Origin of the sequence: uncultured Amphritea sp. (genome assembly GCF_937127095.1) — a bacterium.
GTDB lineage: Bacteria > Pseudomonadota > Gammaproteobacteria > Pseudomonadales > Balneatricaceae > Amphritea.
In genome coordinates, this window is record NZ_CAKZLP010000017.1 from 34,055 (window position 1) to 52,740 (window position 18,686).

At 47.3% G+C, this 18,686-nt stretch carries 13 protein-coding genes and 1 pseudogene; 13 read left to right on the forward strand and 1 reads right to left on the reverse strand.

The features are described from left to right. Positions 1-76: 76 nt before the first annotated feature. From Q0499_RS03725 to Q0499_RS03750, 6 genes and pseudogenes are all read left to right on the forward strand, one after another. Positions 77-1,714 carry an electron transfer flavoprotein-ubiquinone oxidoreductase gene (locus tag Q0499_RS03725; protein WP_299196252.1) on the forward strand — a complete coding sequence of 546 codons (1,638 nt, stop codon included), beginning with the start codon at positions 77-79 and terminating at the stop codon, positions 1,712-1,714. A 35-nt stretch (positions 1,715-1,749) separates the two neighbouring features. Further along, positions 1,750-3,666 carry an acyl-CoA synthetase gene (locus Q0499_RS03730; RefSeq protein WP_299196153.1) on the forward strand — a complete coding sequence of 639 codons (1,917 nt, stop codon included), beginning with the start codon at positions 1,750-1,752 and terminating at the stop codon, positions 3,664-3,666. 484 nt (positions 3,667-4,150) lie between these two features. After that, positions 4,151-5,203: a C4-dicarboxylate TRAP transporter substrate-binding protein gene (locus Q0499_RS03735; RefSeq protein WP_299196155.1), complete on the forward strand. Its 1,053-nt coding sequence runs from the start codon at positions 4,151-4,153 to the stop codon at positions 5,201-5,203. Positions 5,204-5,327: 124 nt separating this feature from the next. Beyond that, on the forward strand, positions 5,328-5,858 hold the full coding sequence (locus Q0499_RS03740) for a TRAP transporter small permease (protein WP_299196157.1): 531 nt from the start codon (positions 5,328-5,330) through the stop codon (positions 5,856-5,858). 3 nt (positions 5,859-5,861) lie between these two features. Further along, on the forward strand, positions 5,862-7,202 hold the full coding sequence (locus tag Q0499_RS03745) for a TRAP transporter large permease (RefSeq protein ID WP_299196159.1): 1,341 nt from the start codon (positions 5,862-5,864) through the stop codon (positions 7,200-7,202). A gap of 182 nt (positions 7,203-7,384) precedes the next feature. Continuing rightward, positions 7,385-8,594, forward strand: a pseudogene (locus Q0499_RS03750) (ISL3 family transposase). A 301-nt stretch (positions 8,595-8,895) separates the two neighbouring features. Here Q0499_RS03750 and Q0499_RS03755 read toward each other — a convergent pair. Then, a complete protein-coding gene (locus tag Q0499_RS03755) occupies positions 8,896-9,990 on the reverse strand; it encodes a DcaP family trimeric outer membrane transporter (protein ID WP_299196161.1) in 1,095 nt (364 codons plus the stop codon). A 171-nt stretch (positions 9,991-10,161) separates the two neighbouring features. On the opposite strand from Q0499_RS03755, the gene Q0499_RS03760 reads away from it, so the two are divergent. The 7 genes from Q0499_RS03760 (at position 10,162) to rhuM (ending at position 18,623) form a co-directional block, all read left to right on the forward strand. Continuing rightward, positions 10,162-10,572, forward strand: coding sequence for an EAL domain-containing protein (locus tag Q0499_RS03760; protein WP_299196162.1), 411 nt, complete (start codon positions 10,162-10,164; stop codon positions 10,570-10,572). A gap of 591 nt (positions 10,573-11,163) precedes the next feature. After that, on the forward strand, positions 11,164-11,997 hold the full coding sequence (locus Q0499_RS03765; protein WP_299196164.1) for a type IV toxin-antitoxin system AbiEi family antitoxin domain-containing protein: 834 nt from the start codon (positions 11,164-11,166) through the stop codon (positions 11,995-11,997). A gap of 28 nt (positions 11,998-12,025) precedes the next feature. After that, positions 12,026-12,898 (forward strand): nucleotidyl transferase AbiEii/AbiGii toxin family protein, encoded by an 873-nt coding sequence (locus Q0499_RS03770; protein ID WP_299196166.1) that lies wholly within the window; start codon positions 12,026-12,028, stop codon positions 12,896-12,898. Between the two features lie 430 nt (positions 12,899-13,328). Then, positions 13,329-14,513, forward strand: coding sequence for a Fic family protein (locus Q0499_RS03775; protein WP_299196168.1), 1,185 nt, complete (start codon positions 13,329-13,331; stop codon positions 14,511-14,513). A gap of 162 nt (positions 14,514-14,675) precedes the next feature. Beyond that, entirely contained in the window at positions 14,676-16,286 is a 1,611-nt protein-coding gene (locus tag Q0499_RS03780; RefSeq protein ID WP_299196170.1) for a class I SAM-dependent DNA methyltransferase, read from the forward strand. Then, on the forward strand, positions 16,276-17,598 hold the full coding sequence (locus Q0499_RS03785; protein WP_299196171.1) for a restriction endonuclease subunit S: 1,323 nt from the start codon (positions 16,276-16,278) through the stop codon (positions 17,596-17,598). Before Q0499_RS03780 ends, Q0499_RS03785 begins: the two co-directional genes overlap by 11 nt. Continuing rightward, positions 17,598-18,623, forward strand: a complete 1,026-nt coding sequence (gene rhuM / locus Q0499_RS03790) for a RhuM family protein (RefSeq protein ID WP_299196172.1) — start codon at positions 17,598-17,600, stop codon at positions 18,621-18,623. Before Q0499_RS03785 ends, rhuM begins: the two co-directional genes overlap by 1 nt. Positions 18,624-18,686 lie beyond the last annotated feature (63 nt).

Here is an 18,686-nt window from a genome sequence, read left to right on the forward strand (position 1 = left end):
TAGCGATGTCATTGCACGCTTTAACGGCAGTAACGATCTAAATAATTATTTGGAGGCTATCGTGCAACGCGAAGCGATGGAATTTGATGTTGTCATTGTTGGAGCAGGACCCGCCGGGCTCTCTGCTGCTTGTCGATTGATGCAGCAGGCTCAAGTCAATGATCAGGAATTAATGGTCTGTGTCGTAGAGAAAGGTTCAGAGGTTGGCGCCCATATATTATCGGGTGCGGTGTTTGAGCCTCGCGCACTTAACGAACTCTTTCCTGATTGGGAAGAGCAGGGGCTGGCATTAGGCGAGAAAGTTAGTGCTGACGAAATTTACCTGTTTAAAGATGAGCAGAAAGCCACCAAGATACCTAATTGCATGGTGCCAAGCACGATGCATAATGAAGGTAACTACGTTATTAGTTTGGGCAATCTGACGCGTTGGCTGGCCGAAAAAGCCGAATCATTAGGGGTTGAGATTTTCCCCGGTTTCGCCGCTGCTGAAATTCTTTATCGTGATGATGGCGCAGTCAAAGGGATTGCTACCGGTGATATGGGTGTCGATGAAAATGGACAACCAAAAGATAGCTATATGCCGGGTATGGAACTACATGCCAAATACACTCTGTTTGCTGAAGGTTGCCGTGGTCACTTAGGCAAAGAGTTAATCAGCCGATTTAATCTTGATAGTGATAGCGACCCTCAGCACTATGGCCTAGGTATTAAAGAACTGTGGGATATCGATCCGGCAAAACATAAACCCGGTCTGGTTATTCATGGGGCCGGTTGGCCTTTAGGTAAAAATGCGGCGGGTGGATCATTCTTATACCACTCCGAGAATAATCAAGTCGTGCTGGGATTAATCACCGATCTTAGTTACGAAAATCCCTATCTGAGCCCGTTCGATGAAATGCAGCGGATGAAGCACCAGTCGGTATTCAAACAATATTTAGACGGTGGAAAGCGGGTGTCCTATGGTGCACGTGCCATTGCTAAGGGGGGCTTTAATTCTTTACCGAAAATGAGCTTCGCTGGTGGCCTACTAATCGGTTGCGACGCGGGCACTTTGAATTTTGCCAAAATTAAGGGCAGCCATACGGCCATGAAGAGCGGTATGATCGCTGCCGATACATTGATAGGTGTCCTTGCGAGTGGCGATGGCGGCGGCAAGGATTTGACCCAATTCGGTGAAGACTTTAAGCGTAGCTGGCTAAATGAAGAGCTGCAGTGCTCACGTAATTTTGGCCCTGCGATGCATAAGTTTGGTATGGTCTTTGGCGGTGTGTTTAACTATTTGGATCAGAACTGTTTCAAAGGTAAGTTACCCTTTACCTTGCATGACCTTAAACCTGATTTTGCGCAGCTGAAGCCCGCGTCAGAATGCCACAAAATCGACTACGCAAAGCCTGATGGTGTGTTTAGCTTCGATAAATTGTCTTCTGTCTTTTTGTCGAATACCCATCATGCAGAAGATCAACCCTGCCATCTCAAACTTCAGGATGCCACGATCCCGTTGGCACATAACCTCGTGTTATTTGATGAGCCTGCACAGCGTTTCTGTCCGGCAGGTGTGTATGAAATAGTCGAGGACGAGCAGCACAACAAAGCGTTTCAGATAAACTCGCAAAACTGTGTTCATTGTAAGACCTGTGATATCAAAGACCCATCTCAGAATATTACCTGGGTGACACCCGAAGGCGCCGGCGGCCCAAATTATCCCAACATGTAGGCACCTTTTAATTGTACCTACTTGAGAGAAGTAAAATGCAGAAACAGACTACAACAATAAACGAACCTTTTACCCCTTCGTTTCCGATCAAATGTTTGGCCGATATTGAGCAACTGGAACAGATTCCGCTGGAGCAGGCGTTGCCCGTGCGCAGCACTTATGAAATTATGCGAAATTCGGCGCACGCGTTTGGGGAGCGAAATGCACTCACTTTCCTGCGCACCACCAACCTATCTGAGGAGCCTATTCGTTGGACATACAACGAATTATTAGCGGGTATTAACCAGACGGCCAACCTTCTGCATGAGCTTGGGGTAAAACCTGATGATGCGGTGGCTGTGATGTTACCGGGCTGTTTAGAGTATCACTTAGCATTGTGGGGCGGTGAAGCGGCCGGGATTGTGCAGCCTCTGAATCCGCTGTTGAACGATGAAAAGTTGATCTCGTTGATGAATGCGGGGCGTGCCAAGGTGTTGATTGCCTATGGTAATGATGACGATAGTGGTATTTGGTCGAAAGCGATGCGTATATGCAACCAAGTGCCCACATTGACCCATGTGCTTCGTGTTGCCCCGCATGATGAAGCCGCGTTGCCGTCTGATCTACCCAACAATGTGATTGATTTTACCGCTGCTCGTGCTGAACAACCCACTGATCACCTTGTCAGCGGGCGTATTATCGAAGCGGATGATATTGCCGCGTATTTTCATACCGGTGGCACAACTGGTGCACCTAAGCTTGCACGCCATTCACATGGCGCGCAGGTTTTTACCGCCTGGGCCAGTGTTAAATTTCAGGGCAGTACATCGCAAGATATCGTTATCAATGGTTTTCCGTTGTTTCATGTTGCGGGTGTTTTACCCGGTGCGCTAACGGCGCTTGCATGTGGCATGGAGACGATTATTCCAACCACAGCGCTGTATCGTAACCGCGATGTGATCACTGATTTTTGGCGCTTGGTGGAAGCCTATCGAGTCACGGTTTTGTCTGCCGTGCCAACGGTGCTAGCGGGGCTGGCTAATGTGCCACTCGATGGGGCTGATATCTCATCGCTCAAATACTGTCGTACTGGTGCGGCGCCACTTTCTCCTGAGTTAACCGGACGCTTCGAGCGGTTATTTGGTCTGCATGCCCACGAGAGCTTGGGGATGACCGAGATGGCGGGTATTTCGGCAATTACTCCTCCCGGCGTTGTGGCACCGACCGGTTGTGTTGGATTTAGACTGCCCTATGCACAGTTACGTATCGTGGCTTTGGATAGCGAAGGTGGTGCAAGTGACAATGATATGCCATTGGGTGAGCAAGGTATGGTGCTGTTTAAGTCACCTAATCTCTTCTCTGGTTTTCTTGATACACAGTCGACCGGTCACGCGTTTACCGATGATGGTTGGTTGGCGACCGGAGATCTGGGCTGGCTTGATGATCAAGGCCGACTACATCTGAGTGGCCGTTCTAAAGATTTAATCATTCGCAGTGGCCATAACATTGATCCGAAAGAGATTGAAGATGTGGTGTCTGCTCATCCTGCCGTGCAGTTTGCTGCAGCCGTCGGTGCGCCGGATGCGTATGCGGGTGAGCTGCCGGTGGTTTTCGTCACACTGATTGAAGGGGCTAGTGCGACTGAAGACGAGTTGTTAGCGTTCACTGCTGCGGGGGTTGATGAGCCACCGGCGAGACCGAAAAAATTGGTAGTGCTTGATGCAATGCCGATGACCAATGTCGGCAAAATTTACAAACCTCGTTTACGGGCGCTAGCGGCGGAAGCGGTGGTTCGTGACATGGTTGAAGTGATGTGTCTAGAGCATGGGTTGACGATGAGACCGAAGATTGAAATCGAGCAGGATCAGCGAGTGCTGGTGTTGCTGCATCATGTAGATCTTGAAGGGGTACGGCAGCGGCTGCAAGAAGCGCTGGCACCGTTGCCCTTTATCACGCAATTAGTCAGTCATTGAGGCTAGACTAACGTCATGACTAGCAGGGTGCTTATCATCAGCACCCTGCTGCGCTGACTGAGTCACGCGCATGGATATGGCGCATGGGACTACAGAATAAGGACGCCGTTAGATCGATACTGAATTAATAATCACACCATGTTAAAAAGCAGAATTAAATTCTGCCAAGTAAAATTGTGTGTTTTTATAATTTTCTCTTAATACGTACTCTATCTGTGCCTATAAAAGGAGAGATAATCATGTGCGTGAGCGGAAGTGAAAGCCGATATTACCCCTATTTATGCCGTAATTACCGCTATGATCACGATTTATAACCCAAAAATAATATTGTATAGACGTTAGGCGTAAAGCGATTAAAGACGATTGTATAAATGAATACGAGAGCCTTGATTTTTGCTTTTAATAGTGTAAATTGGTACTACGTTTCGCACAGCGAAAATAATCAAAACAAGCAAAGCTTAGACCGAACCGTAAGGAATTGAGAATGAATCTAATAAAAAAGATGGCACTTGTCAGCACGATGACGGCAGTGAGTTTAACCGCTGTGCCAGTATTCGCCTCTACCGTATTGACCTTTGGCGAACCAGGTCCAAACCGTGGCCAGCGGGCTGCGGATACTCAGTGGTTTGCAGACCAAGTTGAGTTGCGCTCGGGTGGCGATCTAAAAATTAATATCCAATGGGGCGGTGCACTTTTTAAGGCTAAAGCGGCGCGTCAATCAGTGGCCACCGGCGTTGCTGATATGGGTACCATTATTCAGGGGTATTTTCCAAGAGAGCTTGTCTCTTACAGCATCGGTGATATGCCTTTTGTTAACCAAGACGCTTGGGTTGGCACACGGGCATTGAATGAGCATATGCAAGATCCTGCCATTAAAGCCCAGTTGGCTGCGCAGAACCTCGCTTATGTTGCTCCGCACAGTGCCGGTAAGGTTGTTGTGGTATGTAAAGGCGACCCTATCCGCACGCTGGATGATATTAAAAATAAGAACATTCGTGGTATCTCAGCTTACGGTAAAGGTTTTGGTGATTTAGGTGCAAACCTCGTCAATATGAGTATCTACAAAGCTTACCAAGGGCTGGATACTGGACTGATTGACTGTACTCAAAGCTATTTGGCGCCTTCCGCTGCCCTCAAGCATTATGAAGTCAGCAGCAACGTGACCAAAGTAAACTGGGGACTGTTCGCGGGTCTGGGTATGTTTATCAATACAAACTCTTATGAGCGTCTAAGCGCAACGCAGAAACAGGTACTTGATGAGGTTGCTGCCGACTATGTCGATTACATTTCTAAAAGTGCTTTGGAAGGTGAAATTACCGGTGAGAAATCATTAAAAGATGCCGGTCTTAAATTTTACACCCTGTCTGCTGAAGATACAGAAAAGCTATCTAAGGTGGGCGAACCTTATATCGTTGAGTGGGCTAAGCGTGCGACGCAAAGCGGTTTAGATGGTGATGCTATGGTTAGCCGTTATAGAGGTTTGCTGGATAAATACACTCAAGAGCTAAATGAAAAGGGCTATCCTTGGGCTCGCTAAGGTATTAATTTATTGAGTTTTTTTGGGAGAACTAGGGATGGTTCTTGTTAACCAATGATGGTATTCAGGCGGAATACTGTTGGTCGTCAGGTTCATAGCTATTTGGATAGTAGAGGTAACTGTGATGCTTAAAACATTAGAACTAGGCGCATTGGCCATTGCTGGGGCGTGTATTGTTGCCCTCGGTTTATTGATAACCACCACGGTTATCTTGCGGACGTTTTCTGGCGCAGGCGTTTCCGACGATGTGACCCTGGTTAGTGAGTTAATGGTCGGCGCTATCTTTTTGCCCCTAGCCTATGTGACCGCTAACTATAGTCACATCACGATTGATTTTCTTTTTAACTGGATGAATGAGCGTGTAAAGCTTTGGACTCTGGCCATTGGCTCTACCTTAAGTCTTGTTATTTTGCTGCCGCTAGCGGTAGCCGGGTGGAACGAATTTGCGCATGCCGTAGAGGCGGGCAGCTATTTTTGGGGTGATCTGGATTTACCAAAATGGCCGGGCCGATTTATCTTTTTCCTCGGCGCACTGTTGTTTGTTTTGCGCTTGAGTATTGTGTGTATCGCAGACCTTCGTGCGGCGATCCGAGCCGATGCCGATTATCTAGTGAAACGCACCGATGCTGTTCACGACACCATTGAAGAGAGCTGATTCATGGATCCATTAACGTTAGGTCTTATCGGATTCGGTTGTGCGCTAGTCATGCTGGCGATTCGGATTCCTATCGCCTTCACACTTGCAGGCGTTTCAACTGCTTTTGTTTTTATTATTTTTGCTACGCGCTCCGGCGGCTTTGAAGTCGAACGCGCCATAGCACCAACCCTATCAATGGTATTTGCTAATACCTTTGATCTGGTGCACTCCTATGACCTGAGTATGATTCCACTGTTTGTCTTATTAGGGCATGTGGCTTATCACACCGGCATGACAACCGATATTTATCATGCGGCCCGCATTTGGTTGATGAAAGTCCCTGGTGGTGTCGCCATGGCGTCGGTATTTGGTTGTGGTGGTTTTTCTGCGATCACCGGTTCGAGTATCGCTTGTGCTTCCGCAATGGGTAAAATTTGTTGCCCCGAGATGCTGCGGGCGGGTTACGATCAACGCTTGGCGACCTCGACAGTTGCGGTCGGAGGAACCCTAGGCTCATTGATTCCGCCAAGTGTACTTTTCATCATCTACGGTATATTTACTGAAATGTCGATTAACCGACTTTTCTTGGCCGGGATTATTCCTGGATTGCTCTCTCTAGCCGGCTTTTTGGTCGTTATCTATATTTGGGTTAAACGTAACCCTGAAGCGGCGCCTATTCCAGATGTTCAGCTATCAAAGGGTGATCGTCGTAAGGCAGCCATAAAATGTTGGCCTGCCTTAACTTTGTTTGCGATTATCATTGGCGGAATTTACGGCGGTGTATTTACGGCGACAGAAGCTGCCGCGATCAGTGCTTTTGTGGCCGTGCTTGTCGGTGTTTTACAAAAGAAACTTAATTGGAAGCAGTTCGTTCAATCGATAAAAGAAACCTGTACCCAGACCACATCGATCTTTTTTATCGCTGCGGGCGCTAAAATCTTTGTTGGCTTTGTTGCCTTAACCGGCATGGCTCCTGCACTGGTGGATATTGTCGAGTCTGCCGATGTGTCACTGTGGTTGTTGCTAGTCATGATTGCCGGTATCTATCTGCTGTTAGGTATGTTCCTCGATCCACTGGGTATTTTAGTACTGACGCTACCGTTCTTAATCCCAATGGTAGAAGGTTATGGACTGGATCTCGTTTGGTTTGGTGTTGTCGTGATTAAACTGCTCGAAATCAGTTTGATAACACCGCCTGTGGGGCTTAACGTGTTTGTGATCGCCAGTGTCACCACTCCAGCAGTGAAGGTGTATGACATCTTTATGGGTGTATTGCGCTTCCTGGTCATGGATATCATAGTCCTTATTGCACTCATTGCGTTCCCTATATTGTCCTTGCTGTTGCCCACCACGATGTTCTAGTACGTCGTTTTTTCATTTCCGCCCGTCTTTTGATATTGGGCATTCAGCGTCTCTTAATATGATTAAGAGGCGCTTTTTTTTGGTTCTTCGCAGGTTATGGGGAAATAGTTAGGAAGCGGTGGTGCCTTTCCGGTTAAGCTGTTGTCGACCAAAACCACAGTTTAACCAACACCACCGCCAACATGGATGCTAACCTGCTGAACCTCTTCTGGGAAGGCTTCAAACTTGATTGCTTTGAAGTTCAGCCCGACCACTCGTTGTTAATCCAACTTCGCCCTTGCCCTGATTACATCCCCCTTTGCGGCGGCTGTTCAAAACCTTGTTATAAAGTCCATGACTGTCGAATCAGACGCGTCAGAGAGCGTGACCTGTTTGATCGCAAGGTCTGGCTGGATGTGCCTGTGCGGCGACTACGGTGTCGCCATTGCGGCCTAGCACTTGAGCGCATCGACTGGTTATCCGGTCGACTCCACCTCACCAACGCGATGCGCTGCTGGGTTGAAACACTGTCTAAGATCCTGCCGATACGTCATGTCTCACAGTTACTGGGGTTGCACTGGCATACCGTCAAGAACATCGATAAGCAGCGCCTGAATCGCGATGTTGTGCCACCGAACCGCAGTAAGCTGCGACGGTTGATTATGGATGAGTTCGCGCTTCACAAGGGACACCGCTACGCAGCCGTAGCGATCTGTGCTGATACACAGCAGGTGCTGTGGATCGGCGAGGGGCGAAGCCGTGAAGCGATACGGCCATTCTTCCTCTGGCTTGGCTACGCCTGTCAGAATATTGAGGCTGTTGCGATGGATATGAATACCGCGTTTGATCTGGAGGTCCAAAAGCACTGCCCAAAGGCTCGCATAGTCTATGACCTCTTTCATGTGATTGCCAAATACGGCCGCGAAGTCATTGATCGAGTACGGGTCGATCAAGCGAACCAATTACGTCACGACAAGTCGGCAAGGCGCCTGGTTAAGCGCAGTCGCTGGCTGTTGTTACGCAACCCTGAAAACCTCGCTGCAGATCAAGCTAACAAGCTGGATGAGTTACTCAGCGCAAACGCGCCGTTAACGACTGTCTACATCCTGAAGGCGCAACTCAAAGAGCTCTGGTATGCACCTGACGAAAACACCGCGAGAGCGCGTTGGAAATGTTGGTTAGCCATGGCAGAAGAGAGTGGTATCCACGCCCTGCAGCTCTTCGCAAGAAGGCTGGGGAACTATCTTGAGGGCATTGTATCGAGTGCCAGCTATCGGTTGAGCACGAGTGTTTTGGAGGGGATGAATAATAAGATCAAAGTGGTGAAGCGGATGGCATATGGCATATGGCTACCGGAACAAGGCTTACTTCTTCTTGAAGATTAAGGATGCCTTTCCCGGTAAAGCGCGATGAACCTTTTTTTGGCACCTTCCAGTGATAAAACCACCAACCCTGAAGCGAGCGGCGTCCCGTCGCGATAAAACCTCGGAACAACAACGGAGAGGCTCCTTCACGAGCCGAAGAAAATCTTAACTTACTGTCCGGGATTAGTTGACCACTACAATCTGAGTTATGCAGCCTATCTAACGAAAGAAGAGCCATTATCCGGAAGGGGGGGCGGATAATGGCTCTATCTATTAAGTCCTTAGCAGCCGTTAATCAATCGCGGCCATTGTGTCTGGCATGGACTCGTTACTCAGACACGTTCATGGAATTAGAACAGGTAACGGGCTGAGAACTGAATACGATTCAAACCGTTATCAGAAGAACCATCCGCATATTTCAGATTGGTCCGCTGTACTTCAGCGCCAAAACGTACTCGCTTATTAAGATCCCAAAGCACATTGGCATGTAGAGACTGAGTGCCGTCTAATGTCGTTGCAGTGACAATGTTCGGATCTGCCTGAGTGGCAGAATACATTAACGTTGAACGTACATCTTTGTTCCATAGATGGCGGTAAGCCACCGAAGCGCCAAAGGAGTTTACGATGTCAAACGTACTGCCAGAGCCTTCTGTTGCTGGGTGTATAAGACCCATATAACGACCCAAAGCACCGCCATTTAACTGCATCCGAATATCATCGGCTTTACCAATTTTAACTTTACTGGTTAAGCTGATCGCGGAGCCTGTTTTAGTCTCGCCAGTGGTGCTTTTCAGTTGACGTAGCATCATCGCCGCAGAGCCGTGAAAGCCATCGCTGTTATAGTCATAGCGCGCGATCAGGTCAGGCAACGTGCCGGTATCGGTGGAGCCTGTTTGTGGATTTTCCGCTGCTAACATCACTTTGCTGTTTTCCAGTGGGATAGTGTAGCGTGCTTGGGCCTGTCGAACGAAGATGGTGCTTTTATGCTGACCAAAATCGATCAACTCACCTAGGTGTGCTAGATCCATGAAGGTTGACCAGGTTTGACCCATCAGGATACCGTCCATTTCACCATAGGCATGACGTAGACGCAGGCCGTGTGAGTTAGAAACAACCTCATTGCCTCCACTACCGTAAAAATCCCCTTCGATATGTGTTTTTAGCGTCGAACCGTTGATCAGTGTGGAAGTTTTCAACCAGAAGCGCGATTCACGTGCGCTCATATCTAGGTTTCCGTCGTCAGCACTGTCGCCGTTTTTGAGCGCTGTGGTGGTAACAATGGTGCCGTTACCGGTATACGCAAAGTTGTTGTAACTCGCGTCAAATTTGACATACCCACCAATATTGAAATCGGTATCACCTGCTTTAAATTCAGCAGCGTAGAGAGGAGATGTAAGCGTTGCTGCGCCTATCGCAAGAGCCAGCAGTGATTTTTTTATTTTCATTCATAATCCTCATCGTTAAAGCGCCAATTAATTTTGGTTTTTATTGTAAAATTATGTTTCGATATGCGAAACAGTATGTATTTATACAGAAATTAAATACTACTTTCAATGCTGGTAGTTTTAAATTTTATTTATTGTTGGAATAGTCTCGGTAAACGATGGGCTGAAAATGTGATTGGTGAACTTGCAACGGAGGTGTTTTATCAACTGAATTTAGGGCGTAGAGGAGCTAACAAAAGCGAGTCAATTCACTTTTCATTGGATGACTTCGGCACAGGTTTTTCATCTCTAACTTATCTTCAACGTTTACTCGTGGATCTGCTCAAGATTGATCTTACTTTCTTCAAGGATATGCTAGAGAAGCCTGATGATCGCGCTATAGTGAGAGGTATTATTGGATTAGCTACGGCTTTTAACCGTCAAGCAATAGTGGAGGGAGTAGAAACTACAGCTCATGGAACGCAGTTATTAGAAATGGGTTTCGAGCTCGCCCAAGGTTATGGAACTGCAAGACCAATGCCGGCTGCAGAGATTCCCAGATGGATTGTTCAGTGGAAGCCAGATCTAGCTTGGAGTAAGTGAAGTTGCGGCTAGATAACGTCAAAGCGTTCAAGGCGAGTATAATGTATGCCCTTAACTGTAGTAATCCAGGCTTGATATAGGGCCTCCAAGCCACCAGCGTTATAGTATATCTATGCGGTAAAGCGATAACGTTTGAGAAAGAGGGCAGCTTATAATTTGCTCTGTAGGCTAAGGAAAAAAATGCGGGGGCATTTTTAGGGGCATTCTATAATTGGTCTTTATTATATTAATTAAAATTCAATGCCTTATGGATAGTATTAGATAGAGCTAGGCCCACCAAATCCTTCCACTTCACTTATCTATTCAAGAAGAGAAGACCACCATCAGGCCAGCACTTTGCTGGTTTTTTTGTGCCTGAAATAGATCAGTTTTACTTTTTTATCAGATACTCCTCATACGATTTGTCTGCTTCAGCTATATTTGTAGTTTAAATTAATAATTTTCTACGGCGTTTTTCGCCGTGATACTGTTATTTTATAAACGTGTCTGCTAAAAATGGTTTGTATTTCTGTTATTATGCGGCGATAATCGCCGTGTTTTTTCATTTTTATAAACTTATTGGGTGGTTTATTTGCTCTGGATAATGACGATATGGCATTGGCGGATACGCAAAAGAAAAACGGGTATAAAGAGCGCCTTAAGGTATTGTTGCCTTACGGAATGCTGGCGACCAAAAAGTGGCTCGCGTCGCAAGGGCTAAGTAATCACGCTCTGGATAATGCTGTAAAGACGAAAACGCTGTTGTTGCTGACATCGGGGGTTTATAGCCAGTATTCGCGCAGTATTCGCTGGGAAGGCGTTATCGCTTCATTGCAGCGTATGGAGAAGGCTTCTGTACCTGCTGTGCATGTGGGGGGGATAAGCGCGTTATCGTTGTCCGGGGTATTTCAGTATCTGCCTCTGGGGAATCAGGTTGTATCCCTCTACACCTTCAACAAGCTTCCAGCGTGGCTGTCCCGATTATCATTGGATGTGGCATTTAAAGGCTATAGCGTGAAAACCCTGTGGCCTGAAAGCCTGATGGCGGACAGGCGCTACCTCAAAGAGTATGAATGGGATAACGCTTTACCCCCGGTGTATTACTCATGTCCGGAAAAGGCGATATTAGAGTTGCTGACAGGGGTGCCAGAAAACATCAGTTTCGAGCATGCTGATGAGTTAATGCAGGGCCTGGTCAATTTGTCCCCACGTAAGCTTGATGGTCTTTTACAGGCTTGTCGCAATGTTAAAGCAAAGCGTCTATTTTTCTGGTTGGCTGCGCGGCAAAACTATTCGTGGTTCGGCAAATTGAATCGAAGCGATTATGATTTTGGATCGGGTAAACGTGTGGTTGCTACAGGCGGTAAGCTGGATAAAGACTATTTGATCACAGTGCCAGCTCATATGACTAAAGGCAATCGGGATAGCATAGATGAACCACAATAACCGTTACTATAAACAGGTTCAATTGCTGATGCAGGTGTTACCCTTTGTGGCAGAACAGACATGCTTTGCGCTGAAAGGTGGCACGGCAATTAATCTTTTTGTCCGGGATTTACCGAGATTATCTGTTGATATTGATTTGGTATATTTGCCAATGAAATCCCGTGATGACGCTTTGGACGAGATTCGTGAAGCACTGGATGCTATCAGTGCCTCCATCGTTGAGCGCTTGACCGGCACACAAATTACCGAAGCGTATAAGAACAAAGATGATGCTTTACGATTAATAGTCGTTCGTAACGGTGTGCAAGTTAAGATTGAGCTATCGCCCGTATTACGGGGTACGGTTTTTAAGCCAGAAGTCATGGCGGTGTGTGAGGCCGTTGAAGATGAGTTTGGTTTTACCGAAATGTTGGTTGTCGCTCTGCCTGACCTGTATGCCGGAAAGATCTGTGCCGCTCTGGATCGCCAGCATCCGCGGGATCTTTTTGATGTTAAGTGGCTGCTTGAAAATGAAGGGTTAACCGATGATATACGCAAAGCGCTATTGGTCTATCTATCCAGCCACAACCGGCCAATGGCCGAGTTATTACGTCCACAATTCAAGGATATTGAGTCAGTATACAGCGGTGAATTTGCAAGTATGACAGACAGTGAGGTCCCGCTAGAGGAGCTGCTAGAGATTCGCGAACTGTTGGTTACACTGATTCATCAAGGTTTGACTGCCAATGAAAAAAATTATCTGCTGTCTTTTAAAAACAGGCAGCCAGATTGGCACTTATTAGAGCTGGACGGTGTTAGTGAGCTTCCAGCGATAAAATGGAAACAGATTAACTTGTCCAGAATGGCTGACGACAAACATAAAGCCGCTTATCAAAAACTTGAAAGCATACTTGGTGAATAGTTAAAGAAATCAATGCGATATAACCGTTCGGTTATATTACCTGTTTTCTTTTGTGTCATTGTTAAAAATATAACCGAACGGTTAGTTTCTGGGGCTGCAAATATTGCCAGAAGCCAGAAGATTTGTTTCGGAGGCTGGGCTTTATTTTCCTGATGGAAGAAACCTTCAGACCAGCGCTTGACTGTTTTTTTTGTGCCTGAACGTCTTTTATCTTTTTCGACCTTATTGTTTCTGATCTGTTGTAAGCCGGTTTAACCTGCTCGATGGAAGGCGATCTGTCGCTCAAATTTCCCTGTGAGCCGAATAATGATTATAATTGGCTCTTAGTGTGAGCCGAATAGAGCGATTAATCGGCTCATATCGTGGTTATGTGATCGATCAACTGGAAATAGTTGAGCAGATAAATATTACGCTTACTCAGAGGTGACCGATGTCCCCAACAGATGATCATACCTGTTCACATCAGCATATCTGGATCTGGCAACAGCCAGACTGGCCTGAGTTCAGATGGGATGATAAGGCCCTTAGTGCCAGCCTGCGTGAAGTACATCAGCTTCTGGGCCGGTTGCTGGGTAAAATCGATACGGTGGCTGACGAGAGTTCTGCTGTCAGCCAGTTGGATGCACTATTACAAAATATAGTGCAGTCTTCTGCTATTGAAGGAGAACACCTCAATGCAGCCTCTGTACGCTCTTCGCTTGCACGCCGATTAGGGGTTGATGACGCAGGCCTCACACCTGTGACTGCACAGACCGAAGGGTTGGCTGAACTGCTGTTGGATGCCACGCAGAATCATCAGCAGCCATTAACGATGGAGCGCCTGTTTCAGTGGCATCGTTATCTGTTTCCACAATCCGCAGAGGGGGAATACCGCCTCGTTAATATCCGTGTTGGCGAACTACGTGGTGATGCTACCATGCAGGTCGTCTCAGGGCCTGTCAGCAGACAAGTTGTACATTTTGAAGCGCCGCCTAAACAAACGCTCGAAAAAGGTTCGGCTGATCTGGCTGAACAGTTAGATAGGTTTCTTGGCTGGTTAGAATCCAGCCGCACCGATAGCACACTAGACCCGATCCTTCGAGCGGCTCAGGCTCATCTGTGGTTTGTCACCCTGCACCCGTTTGATGATGGTAATGCCCGTCTGGCGAGGGCTGTCAGTGATTATGCTCTGGCCCAGGCAGAGAATCAGTCGGTGCGTTTCTACGCCATGGCCGCCAGTATTATGGAAAAGCGGCAGGCGTATTACCAAATTCTTGAAGCGACTCAGAAAGGCGATGTCGATATTACCCCGTGGATGAGTTGGTATTTAGACACCTTTAAGCACACGTTAGAAACGGCATTGGCGCGTATCGATCTGGTGATGCAAAAAGCCCGCTTCTGGCAGGTTCATAGTCAGGACGGGCTGAATGCGCAGCAAACCAAAGTGCTCAACCGTCTATTAGATGCAGGCTCTGGTGGTTTTGAAGGGCATCTGAACGCCAAAAAATATATGGGCATAGCGGGTGTATCCAAGGCAACTGCGACCCGGCATCTTGCGGATCTTCTGGAAAAAAACTGTCTGAAAAAGCTGGAAGGAGGAGGGCGCAGCACCCGCTATGATATTAACTGGCCCTGAGGAAGCATAAGGTCAGCAACGTAAGGCGACAAGCCCTCTGCTTTCTGCCAAAATCGGTGCTCATAAATTCAAGCATATTTTCAAGCTTTTAAGACCAGGCCCTTACCTGTCATTTCACATCCAGGAAGGGCGTGTGACTTATACAATGGAATCGTTTCTGCAATGGCTAAAGCACCCGCAAATTCTAAATCGTCAAAAAAACAAAACACCTCGTTTGAAGAATCTCTCTGGGACAGCGCCAATAAGCTGCGTGGCAGCGTCGAGTCATCGGAATATAAACACATCGTTTTGAGCCTGATCTTTCTTAAATTCATCAGTGATAAGTTTGAAGCCCATCGTCAGGCCCTGATCGACGACGGCAAAGCGCAGTTTATCGATATGGTGCCGTTTTATGCCCAGAGCAATGTGTTTTATCTCAGTGAAGAGGCGCGCTGGAGCACACTGATCAAGCACAGTAAACAGGATGATATCGCCCTTAAAATCGATACAGCCTTGCACAGCATTGAAAAAAATAATAAATCTCTGGCCGGAGCGTTGCCCGACAATTATTTCTCGCGCCTGGGGTTAGAAAGCAGCAAACTGGCTGCGCTTCTGGATACCATTAACAATATTGATACTTATATGACGGGCGGCAAAAATGATTGCCACCTGAGCGAAGAAGATCTGGTTGGCCGGGTGTATGAATACTTCCTGGGTAAGTTTGCCGCCAGCGAAGGTAAGGGCGGGGGCGAGTTCTATACACCTAAATCGGTAGTGGCATTATTGGCCGAAATGCTGGAACCCTACAAAGGTAAAATCTACGACCCCTGCTGCGGCTCGGGCGGTATGTTTGTGCAATCGATCAAGTTTGTGAACAGCCATAACGGCAACCAAAAAGAGGTCTCGATCTACGGCCAGGAATACACCAGCGCCACCTATAAGCTGGCGAAAATGAACCTCGCCATCCGGGGGATTAACGGCAATCTGGGTGATGTCGCCGGGGACACCTTCTTTAAAGATCAGCACCCGGACCTGAAAGCCGATTACATTATGGCTAACCCGCCGTTTAACCAAAAACAGTGGCGCGCCGATAACGAACTGGTTGATGACCCTCGCTGGGCCGGTTACACCGTACCGCCCACCGGTAATGCCAACTATGCGTGGATTCTGCATATACTCAGTAAACTAAGTGAAAGCGGTACTGCAGGTTTTGTTCTGGCCAATGGCTCAATGAGTTCTAACACCAGTGGTGAAGGTAAAATCCGTCAGGAGATTATCGATAACGATCACGTTGACTGCATGATCGCGTTGCCGGGGCAGCTGTTTTACACCACCCAGATTCCCGTGTGTTTATGGTTTCTGACTAAGAACAAAGCTGAAGATAAAACCCGCGGCTATCGCAACCGCAAAGGGGAAACCCTGTTTATCGATGCCCGTCAGATGGGCACCATGGCCAGCCGTATTCATAAGGAACTAACACCCGATGACCTGGCTAAAATTGCCGGCACCTATCACGCATGGCGCGGTGAAACGCAGGATGGCAGCGGCACACTGGCACAGTATGAGGATGTGGCCGGTTACTGCAAAGCGGCCAGCTTAGCGGATATTCAAAACAACGATTACGTCCTCACCCCCGGTCGTTATGTGGGCGCGGCGGATATCGAAGATGACGGCATCCCCTTTGAAGATAAAATGCGCAAACTTAGCCAAACCCTGTATCGCCAGATGAAAGAAGCGGAAACGCTGGATAGGACTATTCGTCAGAACTTGGAGGTGCTGGGTTATGGGGAGTAAGTGGCCAAGGTATTTATTTGAAGATTGTATGGATGCAATTATTGATTACCGAGGTAAGACGCCTAAGAAGACCGATTCAGGTATCCCTTTGATAACAGCTAAAATCATCAAGAATGGGACTATTCAGCAAGTTAACGAGTTTATTGCCGAAGCAGACTATGATTCGTGGATGCGTAGAGGCATTCCCGAGCCTGGAGATGTAGTTCTTACAACAGAGGCACCTCTTGGTGAGGTGGCTCAGCTTGATGATAGGAAGATTGCTTTAGCTCAAAGAGTTATTACTTTACGTGGAAAAAAGGGTTTTTTAGATAATACGTTTTTGAAATATTTATTGATTTCAAATGATGTGCAACATCAGTTAGATGGGCGAGGAACAGGAACAACGGTTAAGGGGATTAAACAGTCTGAACTTAGAAAATTAGAGCTACAAATTCCTAAATATGAAACACAAAAAAATATTGCTCATATTCTCAGCGCGCTCGACAACAAAATCCAACTCAACCGTCAAACCAACCAAACCCTAGAGCAGATGGCGCAAGCCTTGTTTAAAAGTTGGTTTGTGGATTTCGACCCAGTGATCGACAACGCCTTAGCTGCGGGTAACCCTATCCCCGACGAGCTGCAAGCACGCGCCCAACGCCGCCAGCAGCAACTCGCCAAACCTGATCATCAACCCTTGCCCGATGACGTGCGCCAGCTATTTCCCAGTGAGTTTGAAGAAACCGAAGCGCTGGGCTGGGTGCCGAAGGGGTGGGAGGTAAAAAGGGTTGATGGAATAATGGAGTTAGCATACGGGAAGGCGTTAAAGAAGACTGATCGGATTGATGGGAATGTTCCTGTTTATGGTTCGGGAGGTATAAACGGTTATCACAATAGTTCAATCGTAGATGGCCCAGGGATAGTTATAGGTAGAAAGGGAACTGTTGGTTCACTCTACTGGGAGAGCAGCCCTTTTTATCCAATTGATACGGTTTTTTTTGTTAAACCAAGAGACGATTATAGTTTGAGTTTTTGCTTCATGATGTTGCAAATACTGGGACTTCAAGACATGAATACAGACGCTGCAGTTCCAGGCTTGAATAGAAATAATGTGTATCGCTTGTTGTTTCCTGTAGCCAATGCAAAATTATTGCAGTTGTTTTCTAGTTTTATGGACTCAACAATACATAAAATGACTTTAAAAAATAATGAAAATAATACTTTAACAAAACTCCGCGACACTCTTCTCCCCAAACTGATCTCCGGTGAACTGCGCCTGCCTGAATCTATGCTTGATAGCGAAACTAACCCACTTATGGATGAGGTGAGTTGATGGCACAAACCCGTTTACCCATGGCGCTGTTCACCAGCGAAGATGGTCGTGTGCGTCTGCAACTGAAGCTTGAAGATGAAACCCTCTGGTTGACGCAGAAACAGTTGGCGGAGTTGTTTGGAAAAACACCGCCCACCATTAATGAACACCTGAAAAATATCTATGAAGAAGGTGAGCTGAAGCCTGATTCAACTATTAGGAAATTCCGAATAGTTGCCCGCGAAGGCACGCGAGACGTGGAGCGGCTGCTAGATCACTATAACTTAGAGGCGGTGTTAGCCGTCGGCTATCGGGTGCGCTCTGATCGTGGTGTACAGTTTAGACAGTGGGCGACTCAGGTATTAAAAGAGTATCTGGTTAAAGGCTTCGCCATGGATGATGAGCGGCTTAAAGATCCGGGGCGGGATTTTAGCCGTGACTATTTTGATGAGCTGCTTGAACGTATCCGCGATATACGGGCATCGGAACGACGCTTCTATCAAAAAATCACCGACATCTACGCCACGGCCAGTGATTACAACGCCAGGGCAGCTGTGAGCCAACAGTTTTTTGCCACGGTGCAGAATAAGCTGCATTGGGCTATTCATGGGCATACCGCCGCTGAATTAGTGGCTGAACGTGCCGATAGCGGTAAACCTAATATGGGGCTGACGAGCTGGACGGGTAGTCGAGTCACCAAACGGGATGTGCCGTTGGCGAAAAACTACTTAACTGAAGCCGAACTAAAAAGTTTAAATCGCATTGTCACCATGTATCTGGATTACGCTGAGAGCCAGGCGGAAAGAGGCCAACCGATGACGATGCAGGAGTGGGCGAATAAACTGGATGCCTTCTTAGCCTTTAATGAACATTCGATACTGGCGGATGCGGGTAAAATATCTCATGATGTTGCGAAAGCCTTAGCGGAAGAGCAGTACGAACAGTTTGCCGAGCAACGACGTATCGGGAATGCTGCCGACGCAAAGGGTATTGTGAGTGACTTTGATGCGTTGGTCGATAAAGCCAAGCAGGTTCCGGGAAAGTAGCTTTGCAAAAACAAGATACGAAAAAGTAAACGGATATTGGTCTGACTGCTAACACGTAAAGGA

Bases quoted from the DNA above. Each gene is read 5' to 3' on its own strand.
- Q0499_RS03745 (WP_299196159.1), top strand. From the start codon at position 5,862: ATGGATCCATTAACGTTAGGTCTTATCGGATTCGGTTGTGCGCTAGTC.
- rhuM (WP_299196172.1), top strand. From the start codon at position 17,598: ATGGCACAAACCCGTTTACCCATGGCGCTGTTCACCAGCGAAGATGGT.
- Q0499_RS03730 (WP_299196153.1), top strand. From the start codon at position 1,750: ATGCAGAAACAGACTACAACAATAAACGAACCTTTTACCCCTTCGTTT.
- Q0499_RS03735 (WP_299196155.1), top strand. From the start codon at position 4,151: ATGAATCTAATAAAAAAGATGGCACTTGTCAGCACGATGACGGCAGTG.
- Q0499_RS03775 (WP_299196168.1), top strand. From the start codon at position 13,329: ATGTCCCCAACAGATGATCATACCTGTTCACATCAGCATATCTGGATC.
- Q0499_RS03725 (WP_299196252.1), top strand. From the start codon at position 77: ATGGAATTTGATGTTGTCATTGTTGGAGCAGGACCCGCCGGGCTCTCT.
- Q0499_RS03770 (WP_299196166.1), top strand. From the start codon at position 12,026: ATGCAGGTGTTACCCTTTGTGGCAGAACAGACATGCTTTGCGCTGAAA.
- Q0499_RS03755 (WP_299196161.1), bottom strand. From the start codon at position 9,990: ATGAAAATAAAAAAATCACTGCTGGCTCTTGCGATAGGCGCAGCAACG.
- Q0499_RS03785 (WP_299196171.1), top strand. From the start codon at position 16,276: ATGGGGAGTAAGTGGCCAAGGTATTTATTTGAAGATTGTATGGATGCA.
- Q0499_RS03780 (WP_299196170.1), top strand. From the start codon at position 14,676: ATGGCTAAAGCACCCGCAAATTCTAAATCGTCAAAAAAACAAAACACC.
- Q0499_RS03740 (WP_299196157.1), top strand. From the start codon at position 5,328: ATGCTTAAAACATTAGAACTAGGCGCATTGGCCATTGCTGGGGCGTGT.
- Q0499_RS03765 (WP_299196164.1), top strand. From the start codon at position 11,164: ATGGCATTGGCGGATACGCAAAAGAAAAACGGGTATAAAGAGCGCCTT.